Annotated in this window: 20 protein-coding genes; 14 read left to right on the top strand and 6 right to left on the bottom strand. The window is 68.7% G+C overall.

The window, feature by feature from the left end:
• Window positions 1–247: 247 nt before the first annotated feature.
• From DIE06_RS30080 to DIE06_RS30065, 4 genes are read right to left on the bottom strand one after another with little or no spacing between them, the layout of a single operon-like run.
• Window positions 248–1795, bottom strand: coding sequence for a TolC family protein (locus DIE06_RS30080; protein ID WP_124664528.1), 1548 nt, complete (start codon window positions 1793–1795; stop codon window positions 248–250).
• Window positions 1782–3863 (bottom strand): FUSC family protein, encoded by a 2082-nt coding sequence (locus DIE06_RS30075; protein WP_124664527.1) that lies wholly within the window; start codon window positions 3861–3863, stop codon window positions 1782–1784. Before DIE06_RS30075 ends, DIE06_RS30080 begins: the two co-directional genes overlap by 14 nt.
• Window positions 3844–4893 carry a multidrug transporter subunit MdtN gene (mdtN, locus tag DIE06_RS30070; RefSeq protein ID WP_124664526.1) on the bottom strand — a complete coding sequence of 350 codons (1050 nt, stop codon included), beginning with the start codon at window positions 4891–4893 and terminating at the stop codon, window positions 3844–3846. Before mdtN ends, DIE06_RS30075 begins: the two co-directional genes overlap by 20 nt.
• Window positions 4890–5183 carry a hypothetical protein gene (locus tag DIE06_RS30065; RefSeq protein ID WP_124664525.1) on the bottom strand — a complete coding sequence of 98 codons (294 nt, stop codon included), beginning with the start codon at window positions 5181–5183 and terminating at the stop codon, window positions 4890–4892. Before DIE06_RS30065 ends, mdtN begins: the two co-directional genes overlap by 4 nt.
• A gap of 462 nt (window positions 5184–5645) precedes the next feature.
• Here DIE06_RS30065 and DIE06_RS30060 point away from each other — a divergent pair, with 462 nt between their 5' ends.
• The gene (locus tag DIE06_RS30060) at window positions 5646–6794 is read left to right on the top strand and encodes a metallophosphoesterase (protein ID WP_124664524.1); all 1149 of its coding nucleotides are present in this window, start codon (window positions 5646–5648) and stop codon (window positions 6792–6794) included.
• 6 nt (window positions 6795–6800) lie between these two features.
• Here DIE06_RS30060 and DIE06_RS30055 read toward each other — a convergent pair whose 3' ends face one another.
• A complete protein-coding gene (locus tag DIE06_RS30055; protein WP_124664523.1) occupies window positions 6801–7385 on the bottom strand; it encodes a malonic semialdehyde reductase in 585 nt (194 codons plus the stop codon).
• A 253-nt stretch (window positions 7386–7638) separates the two neighbouring features.
• Here DIE06_RS30055 and DIE06_RS30050 point away from each other — a divergent pair, with 253 nt between their 5' ends.
• The 3 genes from DIE06_RS30050 (at window position 7639) to DIE06_RS30040 (ending at window position 10098) form a co-directional block, all read left to right on the top strand.
• Complete coding sequence (locus DIE06_RS30050) at window positions 7639–8244, top strand: alpha-ketoglutarate-dependent dioxygenase AlkB (protein ID WP_124664522.1); 606 nt, start codon at window positions 7639–7641, stop codon at window positions 8242–8244.
• A gap of 315 nt (window positions 8245–8559) precedes the next feature.
• Entirely contained in the window at window positions 8560–8766 is a 207-nt protein-coding gene (locus DIE06_RS30045; protein ID WP_124664521.1) for a hypothetical protein, read from the top strand.
• A 378-nt stretch (window positions 8767–9144) separates the two neighbouring features.
• Window positions 9145–10098, top strand: coding sequence for an IclR family transcriptional regulator (locus tag DIE06_RS30040; protein WP_124664520.1), 954 nt, complete (start codon window positions 9145–9147; stop codon window positions 10096–10098).
• A gap of 107 nt (window positions 10099–10205) precedes the next feature.
• Here the strand turns inward: DIE06_RS30040 and DIE06_RS30035 are convergent, their stop codons facing one another.
• Window positions 10206–11285, bottom strand: coding sequence for a porin (locus DIE06_RS30035; protein ID WP_124664519.1), 1080 nt, complete (start codon window positions 11283–11285; stop codon window positions 10206–10208).
• Window positions 11286–11733: 448 nt separating this feature from the next.
• On the opposite strand from DIE06_RS30035, the gene DIE06_RS30030 reads away from it, so the two are divergent.
• The 10 genes from DIE06_RS30030 to DIE06_RS29985 are packed head-to-tail and all read left to right on the top strand — an operon-like array spanning window position 11734 to window position 19875.
• Window positions 11734–12051, top strand: a complete 318-nt coding sequence (locus DIE06_RS30030) for a non-heme iron oxygenase ferredoxin subunit (protein ID WP_124664518.1) — start codon at window positions 11734–11736, stop codon at window positions 12049–12051.
• Between the two features lies 1 nt (window position 12052).
• A complete protein-coding gene (locus tag DIE06_RS30025; RefSeq protein ID WP_124664517.1) occupies window positions 12053–12364 on the top strand; it encodes a recombinase-like helix-turn-helix domain-containing protein in 312 nt (103 codons plus the stop codon).
• A gap of 54 nt (window positions 12365–12418) precedes the next feature.
• Window positions 12419–13489 (top strand): aromatic ring-hydroxylating dioxygenase subunit alpha, encoded by a 1071-nt coding sequence (locus DIE06_RS30020; protein ID WP_124664516.1) that lies wholly within the window; start codon window positions 12419–12421, stop codon window positions 13487–13489.
• Window positions 13482–14252 carry an SDR family oxidoreductase gene (locus tag DIE06_RS30015; RefSeq protein ID WP_124664515.1) on the top strand — a complete coding sequence of 257 codons (771 nt, stop codon included), beginning with the start codon at window positions 13482–13484 and terminating at the stop codon, window positions 14250–14252. Before DIE06_RS30020 ends, DIE06_RS30015 begins: the two co-directional genes overlap by 8 nt.
• Before the next feature lie 34 nt (window positions 14253–14286).
• Entirely contained in the window at window positions 14287–14814 is a 528-nt protein-coding gene (locus tag DIE06_RS30010) for a cupin domain-containing protein (RefSeq protein WP_124664514.1), read from the top strand.
• Window positions 14815–14832: 18 nt separating this feature from the next.
• Complete coding sequence (locus DIE06_RS30005) at window positions 14833–15744, top strand: alpha/beta fold hydrolase (protein ID WP_124664513.1); 912 nt, start codon at window positions 14833–14835, stop codon at window positions 15742–15744.
• Entirely contained in the window at window positions 15741–16601 is an 861-nt protein-coding gene (locus tag DIE06_RS30000) for an IclR family transcriptional regulator (protein ID WP_124614157.1), read from the top strand. The genes DIE06_RS30005 and DIE06_RS30000 overlap by 4 nt, the downstream gene beginning before the upstream one ends.
• Entirely contained in the window at window positions 16598–17395 is a 798-nt protein-coding gene (locus DIE06_RS29995; RefSeq protein WP_124664512.1) for an SDR family oxidoreductase, read from the top strand. Before DIE06_RS30000 ends, DIE06_RS29995 begins: the two co-directional genes overlap by 4 nt.
• Complete coding sequence (locus DIE06_RS29990; protein ID WP_124664511.1) at window positions 17388–19055, top strand: thiamine pyrophosphate-binding protein; 1668 nt, start codon at window positions 17388–17390, stop codon at window positions 19053–19055. The genes DIE06_RS29995 and DIE06_RS29990 overlap by 8 nt, the downstream gene beginning before the upstream one ends.
• Window positions 19048–19875, top strand: coding sequence for an aspartate dehydrogenase (locus DIE06_RS29985; protein WP_124664510.1), 828 nt, complete (start codon window positions 19048–19050; stop codon window positions 19873–19875). The genes DIE06_RS29990 and DIE06_RS29985 overlap by 8 nt, the downstream gene beginning before the upstream one ends.
• Window positions 19876–19964: the final 89 nt, after the last annotated feature.

Below are 19964 nucleotides of genomic sequence, written 5' to 3'. Positions count from 1 at the left end.
CGCGGCACGATGGCCGTCATCGCGCGGCACTGTACCGCGCGGATGCGTCATTCAATGTGAAACGGATGGCGTGCGGGCTCGCGGAACGCGAGCCGCGGCAGGAGAACTGCGTCGGACAGGCGTTCAGGCGGCAAGCGGCGCACGCAACGGAGTGCTGCAACTGTCCACGATGGTTCCTGAAGGAAGAATGGGCGGCATTCTAGTGGGCCGGCCGCGCAGGCGTCAACCGGTTCGGGGCGGCAACGCGTCACTGCGACGCGCCGATCGTCCCCGTCGCAAGCGCGAGCGCGGCGGCGGCCGACAGCGCGCCGGCGTAGCTGTCGACCTCCGCGTTGCGGGCCGCGAGCAGCTGACTTTGCGCGATCGTCGCATCGGTGACCGAGCCGACACCGTTGCGGTACGCGGTCAGTGCCGCGTCGTAGCTGGTCTGCGCGGCATCGACGAGGGCCTTGGCCGCGTCGTGCGACGCGAGGCTCGTCTGCACCGCATTCTGCGCGGCGACGACCTGGCGGACGGCTTCCTCCTTGGTCCGCGTGAGGCGCGCGGACGCGCTTTGCGCATCGTTGCGCGCCTGCATCAGCACCGCCGAGCGCAGGCCGCCGTCGTACAGCGGAATCGTCACGCCGAGGAACACGCCGCCGCCGTAGCGGCTGCCGTTCAGGTTGACGGTCGGGGCCTGGTCGCCGATCGCGGGCAGCGCGGTAATCGCGGTGCCGCCGCTGGCGTAGGACGTCGACGCCGACAGGAAGATCTTCGGCATGAACGCGGCTTCCGCGGCCTTGATCTTCGCGCGGTTGGCCTGCTCGAGCGCATACGCGCCCTGCAGGTCGGGGCGGCGCGCGATCGCGTCCGACACGATCGCGTCGACCGACGAAGCGAGCGCGGGCGGCAGCGGGCGCTTGGGCAGCGCGGCGATCGACGGTTTCGACAGCGGCGAGATGCCGAGCGCGGAAACCAGCGCGAGGTAGCTGTCGCTTTCCGCGCCGTTCGCCTGCACGAGCGCGAGATTCGCCTGCGCGCGGTTCTGCGTCGCCTGCGCGAGTTCGACGACGGTGCCGACGCCTTGCCTGAGCCGCGCGCGGGACGCCGCAAGGATCGCGTCGGCGTTCGCGAGGCCCTGCTGCGCGCTGGCCGCGCGCGAGCGGGCGGCTTCGTAGCGGTAATACGCGACGGTCACGTCGTGGATCACCTGCTGGTGCACGGCCGTGAACGCGACGTTCGACGCGACCGACGCCTGTTCGGCCGCCTCGACGCGCGCCGCGCGGCCGCCGAAATCGAACAGCAGCCATTGCAGCGACAGCGCCGAGATCGTGCCGTGCACGGTCGTGTTGCTCGACGCGTCGCCGAGGATCGTCGACGTCGAGCCGTGGCTCGTCTGGTACGCGCCCATTGCCGTCGCGGACAGGTTCGGCAGGTACGCGGCTTTCGCGATGCCGACCGCGAGCGCCGCGTTGCGCGCGTCGTTCCACGCGATGCGGGTCAGCGGGTTCGTCGATTCGGCGAGATCGATCAGCTCGGGCAGCGTGTATGGATGCGCGGCATCGAGCGCGGCGGGCGGCGACACCGACGCGAGCGCGGGCGAGGCCGGCAGCGTGTAGTCGTGCGGCGCACGTTGCGCGGACGCAAGCGGCGGCGCCGGCACGATGTCGCCCGCGGCCGACGTTTGCGGCTGCCACGGGCGGTCGGGTGCCTCCGGCGCCAGATCGATCGACGACGTGGCGCAACCGGTCAGCGCGAGGGCGGTCGCGAGCGCGGCGGCGGCGATCGACGCGGCCGGCGGTTCAGGGACGCGCATGAGGGGCAGGCTCCTTCGGGGTGGCTTGACGCGCGGCGTCGGCGATATGGGCGAGCCGCGTGTCGATCAGGTTCAGCAGCGCGTCGCGTGCAGGGTCGGCGGGCGGCGGCGGGGCCGGCACGGTTGCCGCGTCTGCCGTCGATGACGGCGGCGGTGTAGCGGCGTCGGCAGCCGGGTCGTCGTCGCGCAGTTCGACCACGCGCGCGAGGCGTGCGCCGAGCGCCGCATCGCCCGGCATGCGTTCGGCGAGCAGGAACAGCGGGCCTTCGAGCGCGCCGAGCTCCGCGAGCGCGTGTCGCCGGGAGGCGAGCCACCCGGCGGCCGGCCGTACCCACGACGGCTCGTAGTGGACGAGGCCGAGCTCCTGCGCGATCGCGCCGTGGCGCGCGAAGGCTTCGGCGGCGAGCGTGCGGCGTTCGGCTGGCTGCGCGATCTGCACGACGCGGCGCCACTGCTCGAGCAGCGTGGCGAGCGCGACGTCGATCTGCTTGCCGATGCTGACCGGCCAGATGCGCGTGAAGACGAGATACACGACGACATTGCCGAGCAGGATGCCGATCGTGCGATCGCGCGCGATCGTCAGGTCGAAGCCGGGACCGGCGCCCTGGATCACGCACAGGAAGAATGCGAACGCGATCTGGAAGCCCGCGTACGCGATGCGCGGCGAGCCGAACGCGACCCACGCGGACAGCCACGCGCCGGCGAACACCAGCGCCATCAGCTGACCGACCGACGACAGCGCCGGGACGACGAACACGAGCGCGGCGGTACCGAGCAGCGCGCCGACGATGCAGCCGACGATCCGCAACGTGAGCTTCTCGACCGTCTCGGCCGTCGAGCCGAGCGACACGATGTAGCAGGTGACGACGCACGTATGGATGCCCGACCAGTCGAGCTGCGAATACAGCAGATAGCAGAAGATCGCCGCGGCGGTCGTCTTCAGCGCATAGCGGATGTGATCGGGATTGCTGCGCGCATCCGGCAGGAAGAAGCCGCCGCGCGGCGCCGGTGCGGGCGATGCGGCGGGGTCGGGGCGGGTGGCAGCGGACGCGCTGACGGGGGCGGCGGGCGCGTGTGCCGCCGCCTCGGCCGCCGCGCCCGGTTCCGTGAAGCGCGTGACCGCTTCATGGAGATCCGTCGCGGCGACGCGCGCGAGCGGCGGCAGCGCATCGGTCGGCGGCAGCGCGAGCGTCACGTCGACCGGATAGCCGCCGCGTTCGAGTATGGCCGCCATCTCGTCGAGCGTGGCCGCGATCGGCGCGGCGAACGCGGCGGGCAGCCGCGCGTCCGGTTCGCGATCGGCCAGCGCGACGCCGACCAGCAGCGCCGTGCTCGACGCAATGGCCTGCCGCAGCGCCGCGACGTCGGCAGCGGATGACGTGCCTTCGAGTTTCGACAGCTTGAGCCACGTCAGCAATTGCTTGTCGCCGTCGCGCAGGCTCGCGTCGAACGCGGCGCGCGTGTCGTCGTCGCCGCGCAGCCGGAGCGCGGCGAGCCGCAGCCGCTTCGCGAGCTGCGCGAGCGCGAGCCGGCGCGGCGACGGCGCGATCAGCAGGTTGACGACGATCGCGACGCCGACCGGGATCGCGATCGTCAGCCAGATATAGAGCAGCGCGCGCGTCGCGGCTTCGCCGAACGGCGCGAGGCCGAGCTGGTCGAGCCCGAAGCCGACGATCATCGCGAGGATCGCGCCCACGGGGCGCAGCTTGCTGGCCGACGTCAGGTACAGCAACCCGACCGACAGCACGGCCATGCACGCGACCCGCAGGATCGAATAGTCGATGCTGAAGATCGCGATGCCGAGCACCAGCCCGATCACGATCGTGACGATCAGGAGCAGCGCGGCCGCGAGCACGATGCTCGTCACGCGGTCGGCGCGGATCGTGAAAAACACGACGTAGGCGGACAGCGCCGCCTCGGGCGTACCGTACGCGCTGGTCACGAGCACGGTCAGCGCGCAGATCAGGGCGACCCGCACGGCGATCGACGTGCGCCCCGGAAACGGCGCGAGCAGTCGCAGGACTTCGCGCGGGCCGGGCGAGCGGACCTCAGCGGCAGGCTGCGCCATGCCGGACCTCGACGATCGCGCTCGCGCCGACACGCACGAGCTTGCCGTCGGGTTCGTCGAGCTTCACGCGCACCGGGAAGCGCTGCGCGACGTGCACCCAGTTCACCGAGCGCTGCACGATCGGCAGCGCGCGCGGCAGGTTGATGCGATCGCTGTCCGCGATGCCGGCACCGATGCCGACGACCTTGCCCGTCAGCGGACGGCTGCGGTCGATCATCGAATAGACGGTCGCGCAGTCGCCGACCGCGATGCGGTTCAACGACGTTTCGCGGAAATTGCCCACGGCGAACCATTCGCTCGCATCGATCAGCGTGAAGATCGACTGGTTCGGCGCGAGGGTTTCGCCGGCGAGCACGGTCAGGCCCGTCACGAGCCCGTCGTGCGGCGCGCGCACGACCGTATCGTCGAGCGCGTGCTGCGCGCGGGCGAGCGCGGCTTCGCGCGCATGGAGCGTGGCGATCGCGTCGGCGTCGTCGCCGATCGTCTGCGCGGATGAGCGCTGCTGTTCCTGCGCCTGCGCGAGCGACACGGCCGCGTCGTGCTGCCGGACCGTCGCCTGGTCGAACTGCTGCGCGCTGACGTAGCCCTGCGCGGCGAGCGGTGCGAGCCGGTTCACGTCGCGTGTCGCGAGATCGTGATTCTGCGTCGCGCGTTTCACCTGCTCGGCGGCCACGGCCGCGTTCGAGCGCTCGCCGATCAGCGACCGGCGGCGCGTGTCGAGCGACGCGCGCGCGAGCTCGAGATCGGCCTGCGCCTGCGCGACCGTCAGCCGGTACGGCACGGGATCGATTTGGTACAGCAGGTCGCCTTTCGCGACGCGCTGGTTCTCGTGTACCGCGAGCTGCACGATGCGTCCGCCGACGGGCGAGGCGACGTGGACGACGTCCGCGTCGATCGATGCGTCGTCGGTGGACGGGTAGGCCGTCGTGCGGTGGTATGCGTACGCGAGCGCCGCGATGCCGAGCGCGACGATCGCCAGCGCGATCACGCGGCCTTTCGTGGACGGGCGAGAGATTCCGGCGGCCTTCATGCGAACGGCCCCGTGCCGCTGAGCCACACGATCACGGCGACCACGAGCCCGATCGCGGTGCAGACGGCGAGCTGGTACGGCACGGTGGCGGCCCAGCCGGTCGCGACGAACACGCGGTGCGCAACGATCGCGCCGACGATGCCGACGATCGCGCTGACGAGCCAGAGTGGGAAATACGCGCCGAACAGCACGTACGACGGTGCACCGCGCGACGTGCAGCCCGCGAGCGGCAGGGCAGGCACCAGGACGGCGGCGACGCGCAGGGGGGCGCGCGGCGTTGTTTTTCTCATGGTGTGACGAGCTCGACGTTGGGGTTGGATGCCGGGCGCGGCGCAAAGCGGTTCGTCGCCGCGACGACGATTCCGCGATACGGAGCCGATAATAAATCAGCATGATGCGGACCGCCAGCGATGCGGCGCGCATCGGGGCACGCGACGGGCCGCCCGGCGGGCGTTCCGGGAAGGTCGTGACCGCGGGACGCGATTCTGCCAGCGCACGCTCTTGCAGGGTTGCTGACCGACTGTAAAGGATCGTCAGACGAAACCATGCCGGCGGCGTTTGTCTGTCGATGTGCGCGAATCGCCGCGGCGAATGCCGGATTGCCGAGAGAGCGAGAACGAATCCGCGTTCGGTCGTGTCGGCCGGCATCTGTGTACCATCCTGCGAAGGACGCGGCGCATGACGAGACCAGATGTCACGGTCCCGCCCGATGCGCGGCGCGGCAGCGGTATCGCAACGAGGACGGGTATTCCATGCGAAGTTTCTTTGTCCGGTTCATTGCAATCGGCGTGTTGTTCCATTTGTACGTCGGGCTGCGGATCATTCCCGACGCCTTCGCGTCGCCGCTCGCGCGCACGATCGCGGCGCTCGTGCTGGCGAGCTTCGTCGTGCTGATCCCGGTCGGCATGTTCTCGCGCCGCTTCGACGAAGGCTGGGCCGCGACGCTGGCCGGCTGGGCCGGCTCGATCGCGATGGGTTTCTTCTCGTCGCTGCTGGTGCTGACGTTCCTGCGCGAGCTGGTGCTGCTCGGCGTCGTCGCATGGCGGCATCTGGGGCATGACGGCGCATGGAGCGGCGCGGCATCCGACACGGCGCTCGGCGTGCTGGCGGGCGCGGTGCTGGTGAGCGCGATCGGCTTCGTCGGCGCGCGCCGCACGGCGGCGGTCAAGCGCGTATCGATTCCGGTCGACGGGCTGCCGGCCGCGCTCGACGGGCTGACGATCGTACAACTGTCGGACATTCACGTCGGGCCGACGATCAAGCGCCCGTATATCGAGCGGATCGTGCGCGCGGTCAATGCGCTCGAGGCCGATCTCGTCGTCGTGACGGGCGACGTGGTCGACGGCTCGGTCAAGCGGCTGCGCGAGCACACGGCGCCGCTCGGCCGCATGCAGTCGCGGCACGGCAGCTTTCTCGTGACGGGCAACCACGAGTACTACGCCGGCGCGCACGCATGGATCGACGAGTTTCGGCGGATCGGGTTCACGGTGCTGCTCAACGAGCACGTGCTGATCGAGCACGACGGCGCGCGCGCGGTGCTCGCGGGCGTCACCGATTTCACGGCGGGCGGGTTCGATCCCGCGCATCGCAGCGACCCCGAGCAGGCGCTGGCGGGCGCGCCGCGCGACGTCGCGACGAGGATCCTGCTCGCGCACCAGCCGCGCAGCGCGGCGGCGGCGAGCCGCGCCGGTTTCACCGTGCAGCTGTCCGGCCATACGCACGGCGGCCAGTTCTTGCCGTGGCCGCCGTTCGTGCGCCTGCAGCAGCCCGTGGTCGGCGGGCTGAACCGGTTCGGCGCGATGTGGCTTTATACCAGCCGCGGCACCGGCTACTGGGGGCCGCCGAACCGCTTCGGCGTGCCGTCCGAAATCACGCTGATCCGGTTGGCGCGCGGCCGCTAGCGCGCGTCAGACGATGCGCGCGATATCGTCGAAATCGAAGCGCGGGCTGCGCGGGAACAGGCCCGCCGGGTCGCCGTAGCCGAGATTCACGAGGAAGTTGGTGCGGATCGCGGTGCCCGCGAAGAATTCGGCATCGACCTTCGCGGCGTCGAAGCCCGACATCGGGCCGGCGTCGAGGCCGAGCGCGCGCGCGGCGAGGATCAGGTACGCGCCCTGCAGCGACGAGTTGCGGAACGCGGTGGCCTCGATCAGCGCATCGTTGCCCGCGAACCAGCTGCGCGCGTCGGCATGCGGGAACAGGCGCGGCAGGTACTCGTGGAACGCGAAGTCCATGCCGACGATCACGGTGACGGGCGCGGCCATCGTCTTCGCGCGATTGCCTTCGGACAGCGCCGGTTTCAGGCGCGCCTTCGCTTCGGGCGACTTGACGAACACGAAGCGCGCGGGGCTCGCGTTCGCGGACGTCGGGCCGAATTTCGTCAGGTCGATCAGCCGGTGCAGCAGCGCATCGTCGACGGGTTTGTCCTGCCAGGCGTTGTGCGTGCGCGCGGTGAGGAACAACTGGTCGAGGGCGGAATCGGAGAGCGTCATGGTGGGTCCGGGAAGAAATCGGCCGGGTTGCGCCGGTCGGTATTGCGAAAGAAGGCCGCGCGCCGGATAAGGGCGCGCCGCGACACGGCGCGATGATAGCGTGGCGCGCGAAAACGCATCGGCTTCGCGATCGGCGATGCAAGCGCGCGGGCGTGTCGCGCGCCGGAATGACAGCGCATGGCGGCGCGCGTCGCTGTTGGCTACCATGCAGACATGGTTTGCCTGCATCGTTCATTTGCTGCCTGATCCCGACATGTCGACGCCCGATCTTTTCGCCGATTCACCCGTGCCCGACGTGGACTGGTACCCCGGCTGGCTCGCGCCGGCCGACGCCGATCGCGTGCTGGCCGCGCTGATCGACGAGGTCGCGTGGCGGCAGGACACGATCCGCACGCCGCGCGGCCGCATTCCGCTGCCGCGGCTCACCGCGTGGCAGGGCGAGCCCGACGCCGTCTACGTGTATTCGGGGATCCGCAACGTGCCCGCGCCATGGACGCCGGCCGTGCTCGACCTGAAGCGCGCGGTCGAGGCGACCTGCGGTGCGCGTTTCAACAGCGTGCTGCTCAATCGTTATCGCAACGGACAGGACAGTCTCGGCTGGCATGCGGACAACGAGCCGGAGCTCGGCGACGCGCCGGTGATCGCGTCGGTGAGCCTCGGCGCGATGCGCGTGTTCGACCTGCGTCATCGTGCGACCGGCGTCGTGCATGCGTACCGGCTGACGCATGGCAGCCTGCTGGTGATGCGTGGCCGCACGCAGGCCGAATGGCAGCATCGCGTGCCGAAGGCGCCCGCCGTGCAGGGCGAGCGGGTCAACCTGACGTTCCGGCGGGTGGTAGTGGCGGGGGCGGCCCGGTAGCTGCGGCGCTCGGCTCGGTCGCCCGGGGTCGCGACCCGTTTTTCAACCTATCCGGGCAATCGGTCGTCCATGCGGCACGTTGCCGCACAGGTGGTGTGCCGTGCTGCGGGAATCTGCCTGTGAGGCCCGTACCATATGGGTTTCAGCTGGATTTCATCGACCGCACGGTTCCGATAGGCAGGTGTAAGCCCTGATGGTGCGTCGCAACATTCCTTGACTAGACTGTCGAATGGCAGAAGCGCGCCGCGAGGCGGCGCATCTTTTCGACATGCCCGACGCGTTGCCGATGCGACGCGCAGGGCCGGAGCATAACCCGTGACCGTACTGGACTCATCCCTCGAACCCTCGCTGCACGTCTTCGAACAAGACGGCGGATGGCAATGGGCGCTGACGGTGAAGCGGGCGTCCGGCGTCGGTGTGAAAGTCGTCGCGTTCAGCACGGAAGGCTTTCGCGGCGAAGCCGACGCGTACGCCGCCGGCCAGCTCGCCCGTGCCGAGTTTGACGCCGCCGTGACGGCCTGACGCCGCGTCGCGCCGATTCCGTTCGCGGATCGGTGCGATCGTTCGTTTGCACGCGTTTTTCCTGTTCGTTTTCCCCTCCATCCGACTTGCCCGAATCGATCCGCGTGCGGCATCGCATGCGGAGCATTCTCGTCTGCACATCATTCGCCGCCAGCCACCACACCCGCAGACGTTCCGGTGGGCAGTCCTGTCTATGGCTGTTATCCTTTCGATCGCATCAGGCTATATGACAGTCCGGCTATCCGGCCGGGCGCACCGGGCCGTCGGCCGCCTGCGCCGGATCGTGTTGATCCGGTCCGGTCGAAAATCCATAATCAAGCATTGCGGGTCATTCGTGAACGCTTCCATTCCGTCCATGTGCACAGGATCAATTCAACGATGAGCGGCGCATCGAAACCGCCGGCGAAGCCGGCAAGCGCGCCGCGCGCGACAGCCGGCGGCGATGGCGGCCACGTCGACCACGACGCGTCGAAGCAGGGCGCGGGCGACGACGAATCGTCCGGCGGCGCGTCGTCGTATCTGGTGCCGGGCCTCGAACGCGGGCTGCGGATCCTCGCCGAATTCTCCGCGCGCGAGCCGGTGCTCGGCGCGCCCGAGCTGTCGAAGCGCATCGGCATCCCGCGCACGACCACCTTCCGCTTGCTGCAGACGCTCGAAGCACTCGGCTTTCTCGAGCGCGTGAACGGCGACCGCTATTTCCGGCTCGGCGTCGGCGTGCTGCGGCTCGGCTTCGAATATCTGAATTCGCTGGAGCTGACCGATCTCGGCACACCCGTGCTCGAACGGTTGCGCGATGCGTCGGGCCTGTCGACGCACCTGCTGATCCGCGACCAGCGCGATGTCGTGTTCGTCGCGAAGGCGCAGAGCAACACGTCGATGTTCGGTTCGGTGAAGGTGCACGTCGGCACGCGGCTGCCTGCGCACGCGACCGTGCACGGCCACGTGCTGATGGGCGACCTCACGCGTGACGCGCTGCGCCAGCTCTATCCGGAAAAGCGGCTCGAACAGTTCACCGAGCGCACGCCGGGCACCGTCGACGAGCTGTACGAGCGCGTGCGTCACTATGCGCGGCTCGGCTACGCGGTCAGCGAGGCCGCGTTCGAAAGCGGCATCTCGGCCGTGACCGCGCCCGTGCGCGATCATTCGGGCGCGATCGTCGCGGCGATCACCGCGACGGTGCCGCGCTCGGAGATCGGCGAGGCCGGCGAGAAGGAGCGGCTCGTCGAAGCGGTATGCGGCGCGGCGGTCGACCTGTCGCAGCGGCTGAACTACCGGCCGCTCGAAAGCGACCCGACGTTCGCGCACGCGCGCCATCGGGTCGCGATGTTCTGACCGGTCGAGCGAGCCGCGGCGCGCGGCTTTGCCCATGGCGAACGAAAAGAGCAGCCCGCGGGCTGCTCTTTTCGTTTCCGGCCTCGGGCGCATGCGCCCGTCGCCGTTCAGAACGAATGGTGGATGCCGGTCAGCACGATCACCTGGTTCGCGGTGCTCGACGTGCCGGCCGTGAAGAATGCGGCCTTCGCGCCGCCCGAACCGCGCTCAACCAGCACGTTCGCGTACAGCTGCGTGCGCTTGGACAGCGAATAGATGTCGCCGAGCTCGACCTGCGTCCAGCGGCGGCCGGCCAGCGTCGTGGTCGCCGCGCCGCCCGCGATCGTGTTGAACGCGCTGCTGCGGTAGTTCACGCCCGCGTCGTAGCTCTGGAACGTGTCGGAAAACCCGTTCGACTGCATCTTCGTGCGCGTGTAGAGGCCGTGCACGAGAACGTCGCCGAACTGGTAGGACGCGCCCGCGCCGATGTTCTCGACCTTGTTCGCGATGTAGCCGTTCGCGGTGTTCTGCCCCTGGAACGACGTGATGCCCGTCTGGCCGATCAGGATCGAGCGGTCGTGCTCGTTCGAGTAGACGGCCGACGCCTTGAACGGGCCGTTCGCATAGTTCAGCGCGACGCCGACCGACTTGCCGGTCGAGAAGTTCGTCGTGTTGCCGAGCGCCATCGTCGCGGCGGCCGAGAAGCCGGCGAAGCTCGGCGAACGGTACTTGACCGCGTTGTTGTACGGCACGTTGCCGGTCGCGGCGAGCCCGTCGATGTTGCCCGGGTGGAACGCATACCAGCTCATCGCGAGGTATGCGGTGCTGAGCGGGTCGAGATAGTCGAACGTCAGCGGCGTCTGGCGGCCGAGCGTCAGCGTGCCGTAGCGGTCCGAGCTGAGGCCGACGAACGCCGCGCGGTTCCAGATCGTGTTCGCGGTCGCGAACTGGCCGTTGTTCGTATAGAAGCCGTTTTCGAGCTGGAAGATCGCCGACAGGCCGTTGCCGAGGTCTTCCTTGCCTTTCAGGCCCCACCGATCGGGCTGCGTGTTGCCCTGGATCATCGCCCACTTCGCGTGGCCGCCGACGTTGTTCACATAGGCGACACCGGCATCCATGCTGCCGTACAGCGTTACGCTGCTCTGTGCCCAGGCGCCCGACACCGCGCCCATTCCGATGATTGCTGCTGCTACCGCGTGCTTGACCATTTGATCTCCTGACTCTCCAAACCTGATGAGAAACGTGCCGTGGCGGCGGGCGCGGGGACGGCCGGCCGTCGCGCTTTCTTCACCACCAGGCGGGCATCTTTATGTTCCATATAAGGAACAACGTACCTTTGATGGAATGAAGTATAGAGGCGTCGTGCGCCGGATCAAAAATAAATTTATCGGGCCGGATGGAGGTGAGGACGATCCGCACCACGGGTTGGGTAATCCTGAAAAACCGACTTAAATCCCCGCCAGTAAAGAAAAAATCACATCTGACGAGAGAGGGGCCGGCGATTGCCGACCCGGCGGTCAGTATTTTCCCTAGGACATGCAGCTTTTTGTTTTACTCGCGGAAAGTCGCTCCTATAATCACCATCCATAAACTGCTGTTCCGGGTATGGAACAAGCCCGGGGCGAACCGAGAGTCGATCAGAAGGAAGGGTGTGAGATGTCTGAACAATGGGTTTGCGCCGGGCACGCCGGCGCGCTGTCGGAAGACGCGCCGATCGAGTTCAAGCGGACCGACGGCGTCGAAATCGGGATCTACCGCGTCGGCGACGAGGTGTATGCGCTCGAGAACGTGTGTCCGCATGCGTACGCGCTGCTGACGCAGGGGTTCGTCGACGAAGGCACGGTCGAATGCCCGCTGCACGAGGCCGTGTTCGACATCAAGACGGGCGAATGCCTGAAGGGGCCGGGCGGGCGCGCGCTGAAGCAGTACGCGGTGCGACTTGCCGGCGAGGAAATCCAGATCAAGGTGGAATGACATGAAAGAAGCGACCGTCAACTTCAATCCCTTCCTGAAGCCGTGGGTGGCGCCGCAGCCGAACAACGTCGCCGGCAAGGGGCAGATCGAGATCCCCGGGCAGGTCGAGAACCAGGTCTGGCAGAACCGCAAGGCCGAGCCGACCCAGTACGAGAACGACCTCGGCGATGCGCTCGAACGCGTGTTCGAGAGTGGCGCGACCGAGCTGGACGACGTCGTCGCGGGCCTGAACCGCATCGGCTTCCGCGCGCCGGACGGCACGGCGTGGACACCCGAGCGCTTCCGCGCCGAAATGGCCGCGCTGGCGGAATGAGCGCGCGCGCCGCGTGACCGCCGACCTGACGACAACCGCATCCGGAGCACACTGATGACGTCCCCCGCACAACACGAAGTCCAACACGACCCGGTCCGCGACTATCTCGACCGCGGCATCAAGAACTACTGGTATCCCGTCGCCCCGAGCTGGCAGGTGTCGAACGCGCCCGTCGGCCTCACGCGCCTGTCCGAGCAGATCGTGCTGTGGCGCGATCACGAGGGCAAGGTCCACGCGCTGGAAGATCGCTGCCCGCACCGCGGCGCGCGCCTGTCGCTCGGCTGGAACCTCGGCGGCAGCATCGCCTGCTGGTATCACGGCATCGAAGTCGACGGCGGCGGCACGGTCAACCGTGTGCCGGCCGTATCGAACTGTCCGCTCGAAGGCACGACGTGCGTGAAGTCCTATCCGGTCGAAGAGAAGGCCGGCGCGATCTTCCTGTGGTTCGGCGACGAAGCGCACGGCAAGCCGGCGCCGCTGAACCTGCCGGAAGAACTGGTCGCCGACGAATACGGCCACTTCCTGTGCGTGTCGAACTGGAAGTGCAATTACCAGTACGCGATCGACAACGTGATGGACCCGATGCACGGCGCGTACCTGCACGCGACGTCGCACTCGATGGCCGAAGGCGACAAGCAGGCCGACATGCGCGTGCGCAAGACGGAAACGGGCCTGATGTTCGAGAAGATCGGCCAGCGCGACGTTAACTTCGACTGGGTCGAGCTCGGTGAAACCGGCTGCCTGTGGATGCGCCTCGCGATTCCGTACAAGCAGAAGTTCGGCCCGGGCGGCAACTTCGGGATCATCGGCTTCGCGACGCCGGTCGACGGCGACAACTGCCAGGTCTACTTCTGGCGTACCCGCAAGGTCAGCGGCTGGCAGCGCGACGTGTGGCGCTTCATGTACCGCAACCGCCTCGAGGGCCTGCACTGGGACGTGCTCGAGCAGGACCGCTATGTCCTCGAAAGCCTCGCGCCGCACGCGCGCGATCACGAATACCTGTACCAGCACGACGTCGGCATCACGCGCGTGCGCCGGATGCTGCGCCAGCGCGCGCAGGAACACCTGTCCGCGCTCGACGCGCACCGCGCGGCGCACGCCGCATCGGAGCCCGCGAATGGCTGAGTTCGCACCGGTCGTGTCGCTGCCGGGGCGCCGCGTGCTCGTCACGGGCGGCGCGCGCGGTCTCGGCGCCGCGTTCGTGACGGCGCTGGTCGCGGCGGGCGCGCAGGTCGCATTCGGCGACGTGCTCGTCGAAGAGGGTCGCGCGCTGGCCGCGCAGCTCGCGCAAGCCGGCCACACCGCGCACTTCTTCGCGCTCGACCTGGCCGATCCGGCGAGCGTCACGGCTTTCGTCGCGCAGGGCGCGGCGGCGCTCGGCGGCGTCGATGCGCTGATCAACAACGCGGCGCTCACGAACTCGGGCGGCAAGCTGTCGACGGAACTCGACGTGTCGACCTGGGATGCCGTGATGAACGTGAACGTGCGTGGCGTCTGGCTCGTCAGCAATGCGGCGCTGCCGTACCTCGCGCAGTCGGGCCGCGGCGCGATCGTGAACCTCGCATCGGACACCGCGCTGTGGGGCGCGCCGAAGCTGCTCGCGTACGTCGCGAGCAAGGGCGCCGTGATCGCGATGACGCATGCGCAGGCACGCGAGTTCGGCGCGCACGGCGTGACGGTCAACGCGATCGCGCCGGGGCTCACCGAAGTCGAGGCGACGGCCTACGTGCCGGCCGAGCGCCACGCGTTCTACATGCAGGGCCGCGCGCTGACGCGCGCGCAGGTGCCCGACGACGTGACGGGCCCCGTGCTGTTCCTGCTGTCGGACGGCGCGCGCTTCGTGACGGGTCAACTGCTGCCGGTGAACGGCGGCTTCGTAATGAACTGAATTGAAGTTTTTACTCTGAATGAAGGAGAGGACGATGGCGGACGCAGATCTCGAACGCAAGTCGTGGGACCAGCCGGAAGACGCAAGCTTCGGCGACTGGATGGAAGGGCGCGTCGCGCGCTATGCGACGCGGCGCTACGACTGGGATGCGCTGAAGTTCCAGGCCGACTACGACCCGAAGTACCGCCGTGCGCAGATGCGCTACGTCGGCACGGGCGGCACGGGCGTCGCGAAGGACGTCAACACGGTGCCGGCCGGCAACTTCACGTTCTCGACGATGGTCATCCCGGCCGGCAACATCGGCCCCAGCCACATCCACACCGACGTCGAGGAAATCTTCTTCGTGCTGCGCGGCAAGATGAAGGTGATCTGCGAGCGCGACGGCGAGACCTGGGAAGCGATCCTCGGCGAGCGCGACCTGATCTCGGTGCCGCCGGGCGTGTATCGCACGGAAATCAACATCGGTGAGGAAGACGCGCTGATGTGCGTGATGCTCGGATCGCCGAAGCCCATCACGCCGACGTATCCGCCGGATTCGCCGCTCGCGAAGATCAAGCGCTGAGACGAGGCGGAGCACGCAATGAGTGTCATCGACAAACGTGAACGCGACCGCAGCGCGGCGTTCGCCGCGCTGCTCGGGCAGTTTCCCGAACAGCGCTGCGCGGCCGGCGCGGCGGGCACGATCGGCTACCGTGAGGCTGGCGCAGGCGAGGCCGGCGCGCAGCATGCGGGCCGCGCGCTGCCCGTCGTGCTGCTGCACGGGATCGGCTCGGGCGCCGCATCATGGGTGCGCCAGCTCGACACGCTCGGCGCGTCGCGCCGCGTGCTCGCGTGGGATGCGCCCGGCTACGGCGTGTCGACCCCCGTGCACGGCGCGTCGCCGGCGTCCGCCGATTACGCGGCGTCGCTGAACGCGTGGCTCGAGGCACTCGGCATCGAACGCTGCGTGCTGGTCGGGCATTCGCTCGGCGCGATCATCGCGGGCGGATTGGCCCGCGTGATGCCCGCGCGAATCGCCGGCCTGCTGCTGATCTCGCCCGCAGGCGGCTACGGCAGCGCGCCCGCGGAAACGCGCGACACGCGTCGCGATGCACGCCTTGCGATGCTCGAGGAACTCGGCCCGGCCGGGCTTGCCGAGCAGCGCAGCGGCAACATGCTGTCGGGTTTTGCGAGCGAGGATGCGCGTGCATGGGTGCGCTGGAACATGGCGCGCATCGTGCCGGCCGGCTATGCGCAGGCCACGCATCTGCTCGCGAACGCCGATCTCGCGTCCGATCTCGCCGGCTTTCGCGGCCGCACGGCGGTGGCGGTCGGCGCGAACGACGCGATCACGCCACCCGCTGCGTGCGAGCGCATCGCCGCGGCCGCGCACGTCGGGCTGCAGGTGATTCCGCAGGCCGGTCATGCGGGTTACGTGGAAGCGCCGGCGGTGTACTCGTCGCTGATCGATACGTTCTGTCGTCAATGCGATCGTCAACGGGGGCTGGAATGAGCGAACCGTTGCAACAACAACAGGATGCGGACACCGCGAAGTCCGAGGCCAACTACGTGGTGCCGGGCCTCGAACGCGGTTTGCGGATTCTCGCCGAATTCTCGCCGCGCGAGCCGGTGCTCGGTGCGCCGGAATTGTCCAAGCGCCTCGGCATTCCGCGCACGACGGTGTTCCGTCTGCTGCAGACGCTCGAATCGCTCGGCTTTCTCGAGCGCGCGGACAAGGATCGCAACTACAAGCTCGGCATCGCCGTGCTGCGGCTCGGCTTCGAATACCTGAGCTCGCTCGAGCTGACCGATCTCGGCCTGCCGGTGATCGAGAGCCTGCGCGATGCGACCGGCTTCACGACGCACATCGTGATCCGCGACGGCCGCGACGTGGTGTTCGTCGCGAAGGCGCAGAGCCAGTCGCCGGTGTTCAGCTCGATTCGCGTGAACGTCGGCACGCGGCTGCCCGCGCATGCGACGACCCACGGCCATGTGCTGATGGGCGACCTGTCGCTGAAGGAGTTGCGTGCGCTGTATCCGGAAGGCACGCTGAACCGGATGACGGGCGCGACGCCGGAATCGGTCGACGCGTTGTACGAAGTGATCCGCGAAGATGCGCTGCGCGGCTACGGCGTCAGCAATTCGTCGTTCGAGCGTGGTATCTCGGTGGTCACGGCACCGGTGCGCAATGACACGCAGAGGATCGTCGCGTGCATCACGGTGACGGTGCCGCGGCCGGAGATCGATGCGGCGCTGATCGCCGACGGGCTGATCGACAAGGTGCAGCGCGCGGCGGCGGAACTGTCGCGGCGGCTCAATTACCGCTCGGACGACGAGCACACGTTTCTCAAAGCTTTAGGACTGCGATGATTCAGATCGATCTGACCGGGCAGGTGGCGGTGGTGACGGGCGGTTCGTCCGGCATCGGCCTCGCGACTGCCGAACGGTTCCTGCAGGCCGGCGCGTCGGTCGCGATTTGCGGCCGCGACGGTGAACGTCTCGCACGCGCCGAAGCGATGCTCGGCGAGAAATATCCGGGCGCGCAACTGCTCGCGGTGCGCTGCAACGTGCTCGACGAAGCCGACGTGGCCGCGTTCGCGCAAGCCGTGTCCGACCGCTTCGGCCGCGCCGACATGCTCGTCAACAACGCGGGCCAGGGCCGTGTGTCGACCTTCGCCGACACGACCGACGACGCATGGCGCGACGAGCTCGAACTGAAGTACTTCAGCATCATCCGCCCGACGCGCGCGTTCCTGCCGCTGCTGCGCGACGCGCAGGCGCCGACGATCACCTGCGTGAACTCGCTGCTCGCGCTGCAGCCGGAGCCGCACATGGTCGCGACGTCGTCGGCGCGTGCGGGCGTGCTGAGCCTCGTGAAGTCGCTCGCGACCGAGCTGGCACCGCAGCGCATCCGCGTGAACTCGATCCTGATCGGCATCGTCGAGTCGGGTCAGTGGCGCCGCCGCCACGAAGCGCAGGCGCAGGCCGGCGAAAGCTGGGAGGACTGGACGGGCGCGCTCGCCCGCAAGAAGAACATTCCGCTGAACCGCTTCGGCAAGCCCGACGAGGCAGCCTGGGCACTTTTTTATCTCGCAACGCATCTGTCGTCCTATACGACGGGCAGCCATATCGACGTTTCTGGAGGCTTTGCACGCCATGTCTAAAAAAACCACGGTTGGCGAGCTGATTGCCGCCTTTCTCGAGCAGTGCGACGTCAAAACCGCATTCGGTGTCATCTCGATCCACAACATGCCGATCCTCGACGCGATCAACTCGCGCGGCAACATCCGGTATGTCGGCGCGCGCGGTGAAGCGGGCGCGGTGAACATGGCCGACGGCCTGGCCCGCGTGTCGGGCGGCCTCGGCGTCGCGTTCACGAGTACGGGCACGGCGGCGGGCAATGCGGCCGGCGCGATGGTCGAGGCGCTGACGGCCGGCACCGCGCTGCTGCACATCACGGGGCAGATCGAGACGCCGTACCTCGATCAGGATCTGGCGTACATCCACGAAGCGCCGGACCAGCTCACGATGCTCGACGCGATCTCGAAGGCCGCGTTCCGCGTGCGCACGGTCGAAACCGTGCTGCCGACGATTCGCGAAGCAGTGCGCATCGCGCAAACCGCGCCGACGGGCCCCGTGTCGGTCGAGATTCCGATCGACATCCAGGCTGCCGAAATCGAATGGCCGGAAGACCTCGCGCCGGCACACGTCGCGGTGCGCGAGCACGACGACGCACGCGTCGCGAAGCTCGCCGACGCGCTGGCGGCCAAGCGCCGTCCGCTGCTGTGGCTCGGCGGCGGCGCGCGCCACGCGCGTGCGGAAGTCGAACGCCTGGTGAAGCTCGGCTTCGGCGTCGTGACGAGCGTGCAGGGCCGCGGCGTGCTGCCCGAAGATCATCCGGCGACGCTCGGCGCGTTCAACGTGCATGCGTCCGTCGAAGCGTTCTACAAGACCTGCGACGCGCTCGTCGTGGTCGGTTCGCGCCTGCGCGGCAACGAGACGCTGAAGTACAAGCTCGCGCTGCCGCAACCGCTGTTCCGCGTCGACGCCGACGCGCTCGCCGACAACCGCGGCTATCGCAACGAGCTGTTCGTGCACGGCGATTCGAAGCGCGTGCTGGCCGAGCTGGCCGATCGCCTCGAAGGCCGCCTGTCCGTCGATCCGCGGTTCGCGGCCGATCTCGCGGCGGCGCGCGAGCAGGCGGTCGCCAGCGTGGCCGAAGGCCTCGGCCCGTACAAGAAGCTGGTCGACACGCTGCAGGGTGCGGTGGGCCGCGACTACAACTGGGTGCGCGACGTGACGATCTCGAACAGCACGTGGGGCAACCGCCTGCTGAAGATCTTCGAACCGCGCGCGGGCGTGCATGCGCTCGGCGGCGGCATCGGCCAGGGCATCCAGATGGGCATCGGCGCGGCGCTGGCCGGCTCGGCGGCGAAGACGGTCTGCCTGGTCGGCGACGGCGGCCTGATGGTCAACGTCGGCGAGCTCGTGACGGCCGTGCAGGAAAACGCGAACGTGATGATCGTGCTGATGAACGACCAGTGCTACGGCGTGATCCGCAACATCCAGGACGCGCACTACGGTGGCCGCCGCTGCTTCGTGCAGCTGCACCAGCCCGATTTCGCGCAGTTCTGCGCGAGCTTCGGCCTCACGCACTACCGGATCACGTCGCTCGACCAGGCGGAAGCGATCGTGCGCGAAGGGATCGCGAAGGAAGGGCCGGTGATGGTCGAAGTCGACATGCTGTCGGTCGGCTCGTTCGCGTCGAACTTCGCGGGCCCGCCGGTGAAGAAGGAAGCGCCGACGGAGCGCCAATATGCATAACGGCCGGGGACACGGGCATGCGCCGGTCGACGTCGCGATGATCGGCTTCGGCGCGATCGGTGCCGCCGTGTATCACGCGGTCGAGCACGATGCGTCGTTGCGCGTCGCGCACGTGATCGTGCCCGAGCACCAGCGCGATGCGGTGCAGCGTGCGCTCGGCGGCGCGGTGGAGGTCGTGTCGTCGGTCGACGCGCTGGCCCGCCGCCCCGAGTTCGCGCTCGAATGCGCGGGTCACAGCGCGCTCGTCGATCACGTCGTGCCGCTGCTGAAGGCCGGCACCGACTGCGCGGTCGCATCGATCGGCGCGTTGTCCGATCTCGCGCTGCTCGACGTGCTGTCGCAGGCCGCCGACGAGGGCGACGCGACGCTGACGCTGCTGTCCGGCGCGATCGGCGGAATCGACGCGCTGGCATCGGCGAAGCAGGGCGGCCTCGACGAGGTGCTGTACGTCGGCCGCAAGCCGCCGCTCGGCTGGCTCGGCACGCCTGCGGAGGAACGCTGCGACCTGCGTGCGATGACCGAAGAGAAGGTGATCTTCGACGGCACCGCACGCGACGCCGCGCGGCTGTATCCGAAGAACGCGAACGTCGCGGCGACGGTTGCGCTCGCGGGGCTCGGCCTCGACGCGACGCGCGTGCGCCTGATCGCCGATCCGGCGGTCGCGCGCAACGTGCACCGCATCACCGCACGCGGCGCATTCGGCGAGATGTCGCTCGAAATGAGCGGCAAGCCGTTGCCCGACAACCCGAAGACGTCCGCGCTGACCGCGTACTGCGCGATTCGCGCGCTGCGCAACCGCGCGGCGCGGTGCGTGATCTGAGCGGACAACCCGGCCGATCCGGCCATTCGGGCCATTGAACGGCCGCCTGCGCCACGGCGCGGGCAGCCGCGCAGAGACAGATTTGTGGG

Source organism: Burkholderia sp. Bp8998, assembly GCF_003854235.1.
GTDB lineage: Bacteria > Pseudomonadota > Gammaproteobacteria > Burkholderiales > Burkholderiaceae > Burkholderia.
Note: the sequence above shows the minus strand (reverse complement) of the source record. Positions and strands in the feature narration are given on the sequence as shown.

Bases quoted from the DNA above. Each gene is read 5' to 3' on its own strand.
- DIE06_RS30065 (WP_124664525.1), bottom strand. From the start codon at position 5,183: ATGAGAAAAACAACGCCGCGCGCCCCCCTGCGCGTCGCCGCCGTCCTG.
- DIE06_RS30050 (WP_124664522.1), top strand. From the start codon at position 7,639: ATGTCGACGCCCGATCTTTTCGCCGATTCACCCGTGCCCGACGTGGAC.
- DIE06_RS30015 (WP_124664515.1), top strand. From the start codon at position 13,482: ATGGCTGAGTTCGCACCGGTCGTGTCGCTGCCGGGGCGCCGCGTGCTC.
- DIE06_RS30040 (WP_124664520.1), top strand. From the start codon at position 9,145: ATGAGCGGCGCATCGAAACCGCCGGCGAAGCCGGCAAGCGCGCCGCGC.
- DIE06_RS30080 (WP_124664528.1), bottom strand. From the start codon at position 1,795: ATGCGCGTCCCTGAACCGCCGGCCGCGTCGATCGCCGCCGCCGCGCTC.
- DIE06_RS30005 (WP_124664513.1), top strand. From the start codon at position 14,833: ATGAGTGTCATCGACAAACGTGAACGCGACCGCAGCGCGGCGTTCGCC.
- DIE06_RS30055 (WP_124664523.1), bottom strand. From the start codon at position 7,385: ATGACGCTCTCCGATTCCGCCCTCGACCAGTTGTTCCTCACCGCGCGC.
- DIE06_RS30025 (WP_124664517.1), top strand. From the start codon at position 12,053: ATGAAAGAAGCGACCGTCAACTTCAATCCCTTCCTGAAGCCGTGGGTG.
- DIE06_RS30020 (WP_124664516.1), top strand. From the start codon at position 12,419: ATGACGTCCCCCGCACAACACGAAGTCCAACACGACCCGGTCCGCGAC.
- mdtN (WP_124664526.1), bottom strand. From the start codon at position 4,893: ATGAAGGCCGCCGGAATCTCTCGCCCGTCCACGAAAGGCCGCGTGATC.
- DIE06_RS30010 (WP_124664514.1), top strand. From the start codon at position 14,287: ATGGCGGACGCAGATCTCGAACGCAAGTCGTGGGACCAGCCGGAAGAC.
- DIE06_RS29985 (WP_124664510.1), top strand. From the start codon at position 19,048: ATGCATAACGGCCGGGGACACGGGCATGCGCCGGTCGACGTCGCGATG.
- DIE06_RS30075 (WP_124664527.1), bottom strand. From the start codon at position 3,863: ATGGCGCAGCCTGCCGCTGAGGTCCGCTCGCCCGGCCCGCGCGAAGTC.
- DIE06_RS30035 (WP_124664519.1), bottom strand. From the start codon at position 11,285: ATGGTCAAGCACGCGGTAGCAGCAGCAATCATCGGAATGGGCGCGGTG.
- DIE06_RS29990 (WP_124664511.1), top strand. From the start codon at position 17,388: ATGTCTAAAAAAACCACGGTTGGCGAGCTGATTGCCGCCTTTCTCGAG.
- DIE06_RS29995 (WP_124664512.1), top strand. From the start codon at position 16,598: ATGATTCAGATCGATCTGACCGGGCAGGTGGCGGTGGTGACGGGCGGT.
- DIE06_RS30060 (WP_124664524.1), top strand. From the start codon at position 5,646: ATGCGAAGTTTCTTTGTCCGGTTCATTGCAATCGGCGTGTTGTTCCAT.
- DIE06_RS30030 (WP_124664518.1), top strand. From the start codon at position 11,734: ATGTCTGAACAATGGGTTTGCGCCGGGCACGCCGGCGCGCTGTCGGAA.
- DIE06_RS30000 (WP_124614157.1), top strand. From the start codon at position 15,741: ATGAGCGAACCGTTGCAACAACAACAGGATGCGGACACCGCGAAGTCC.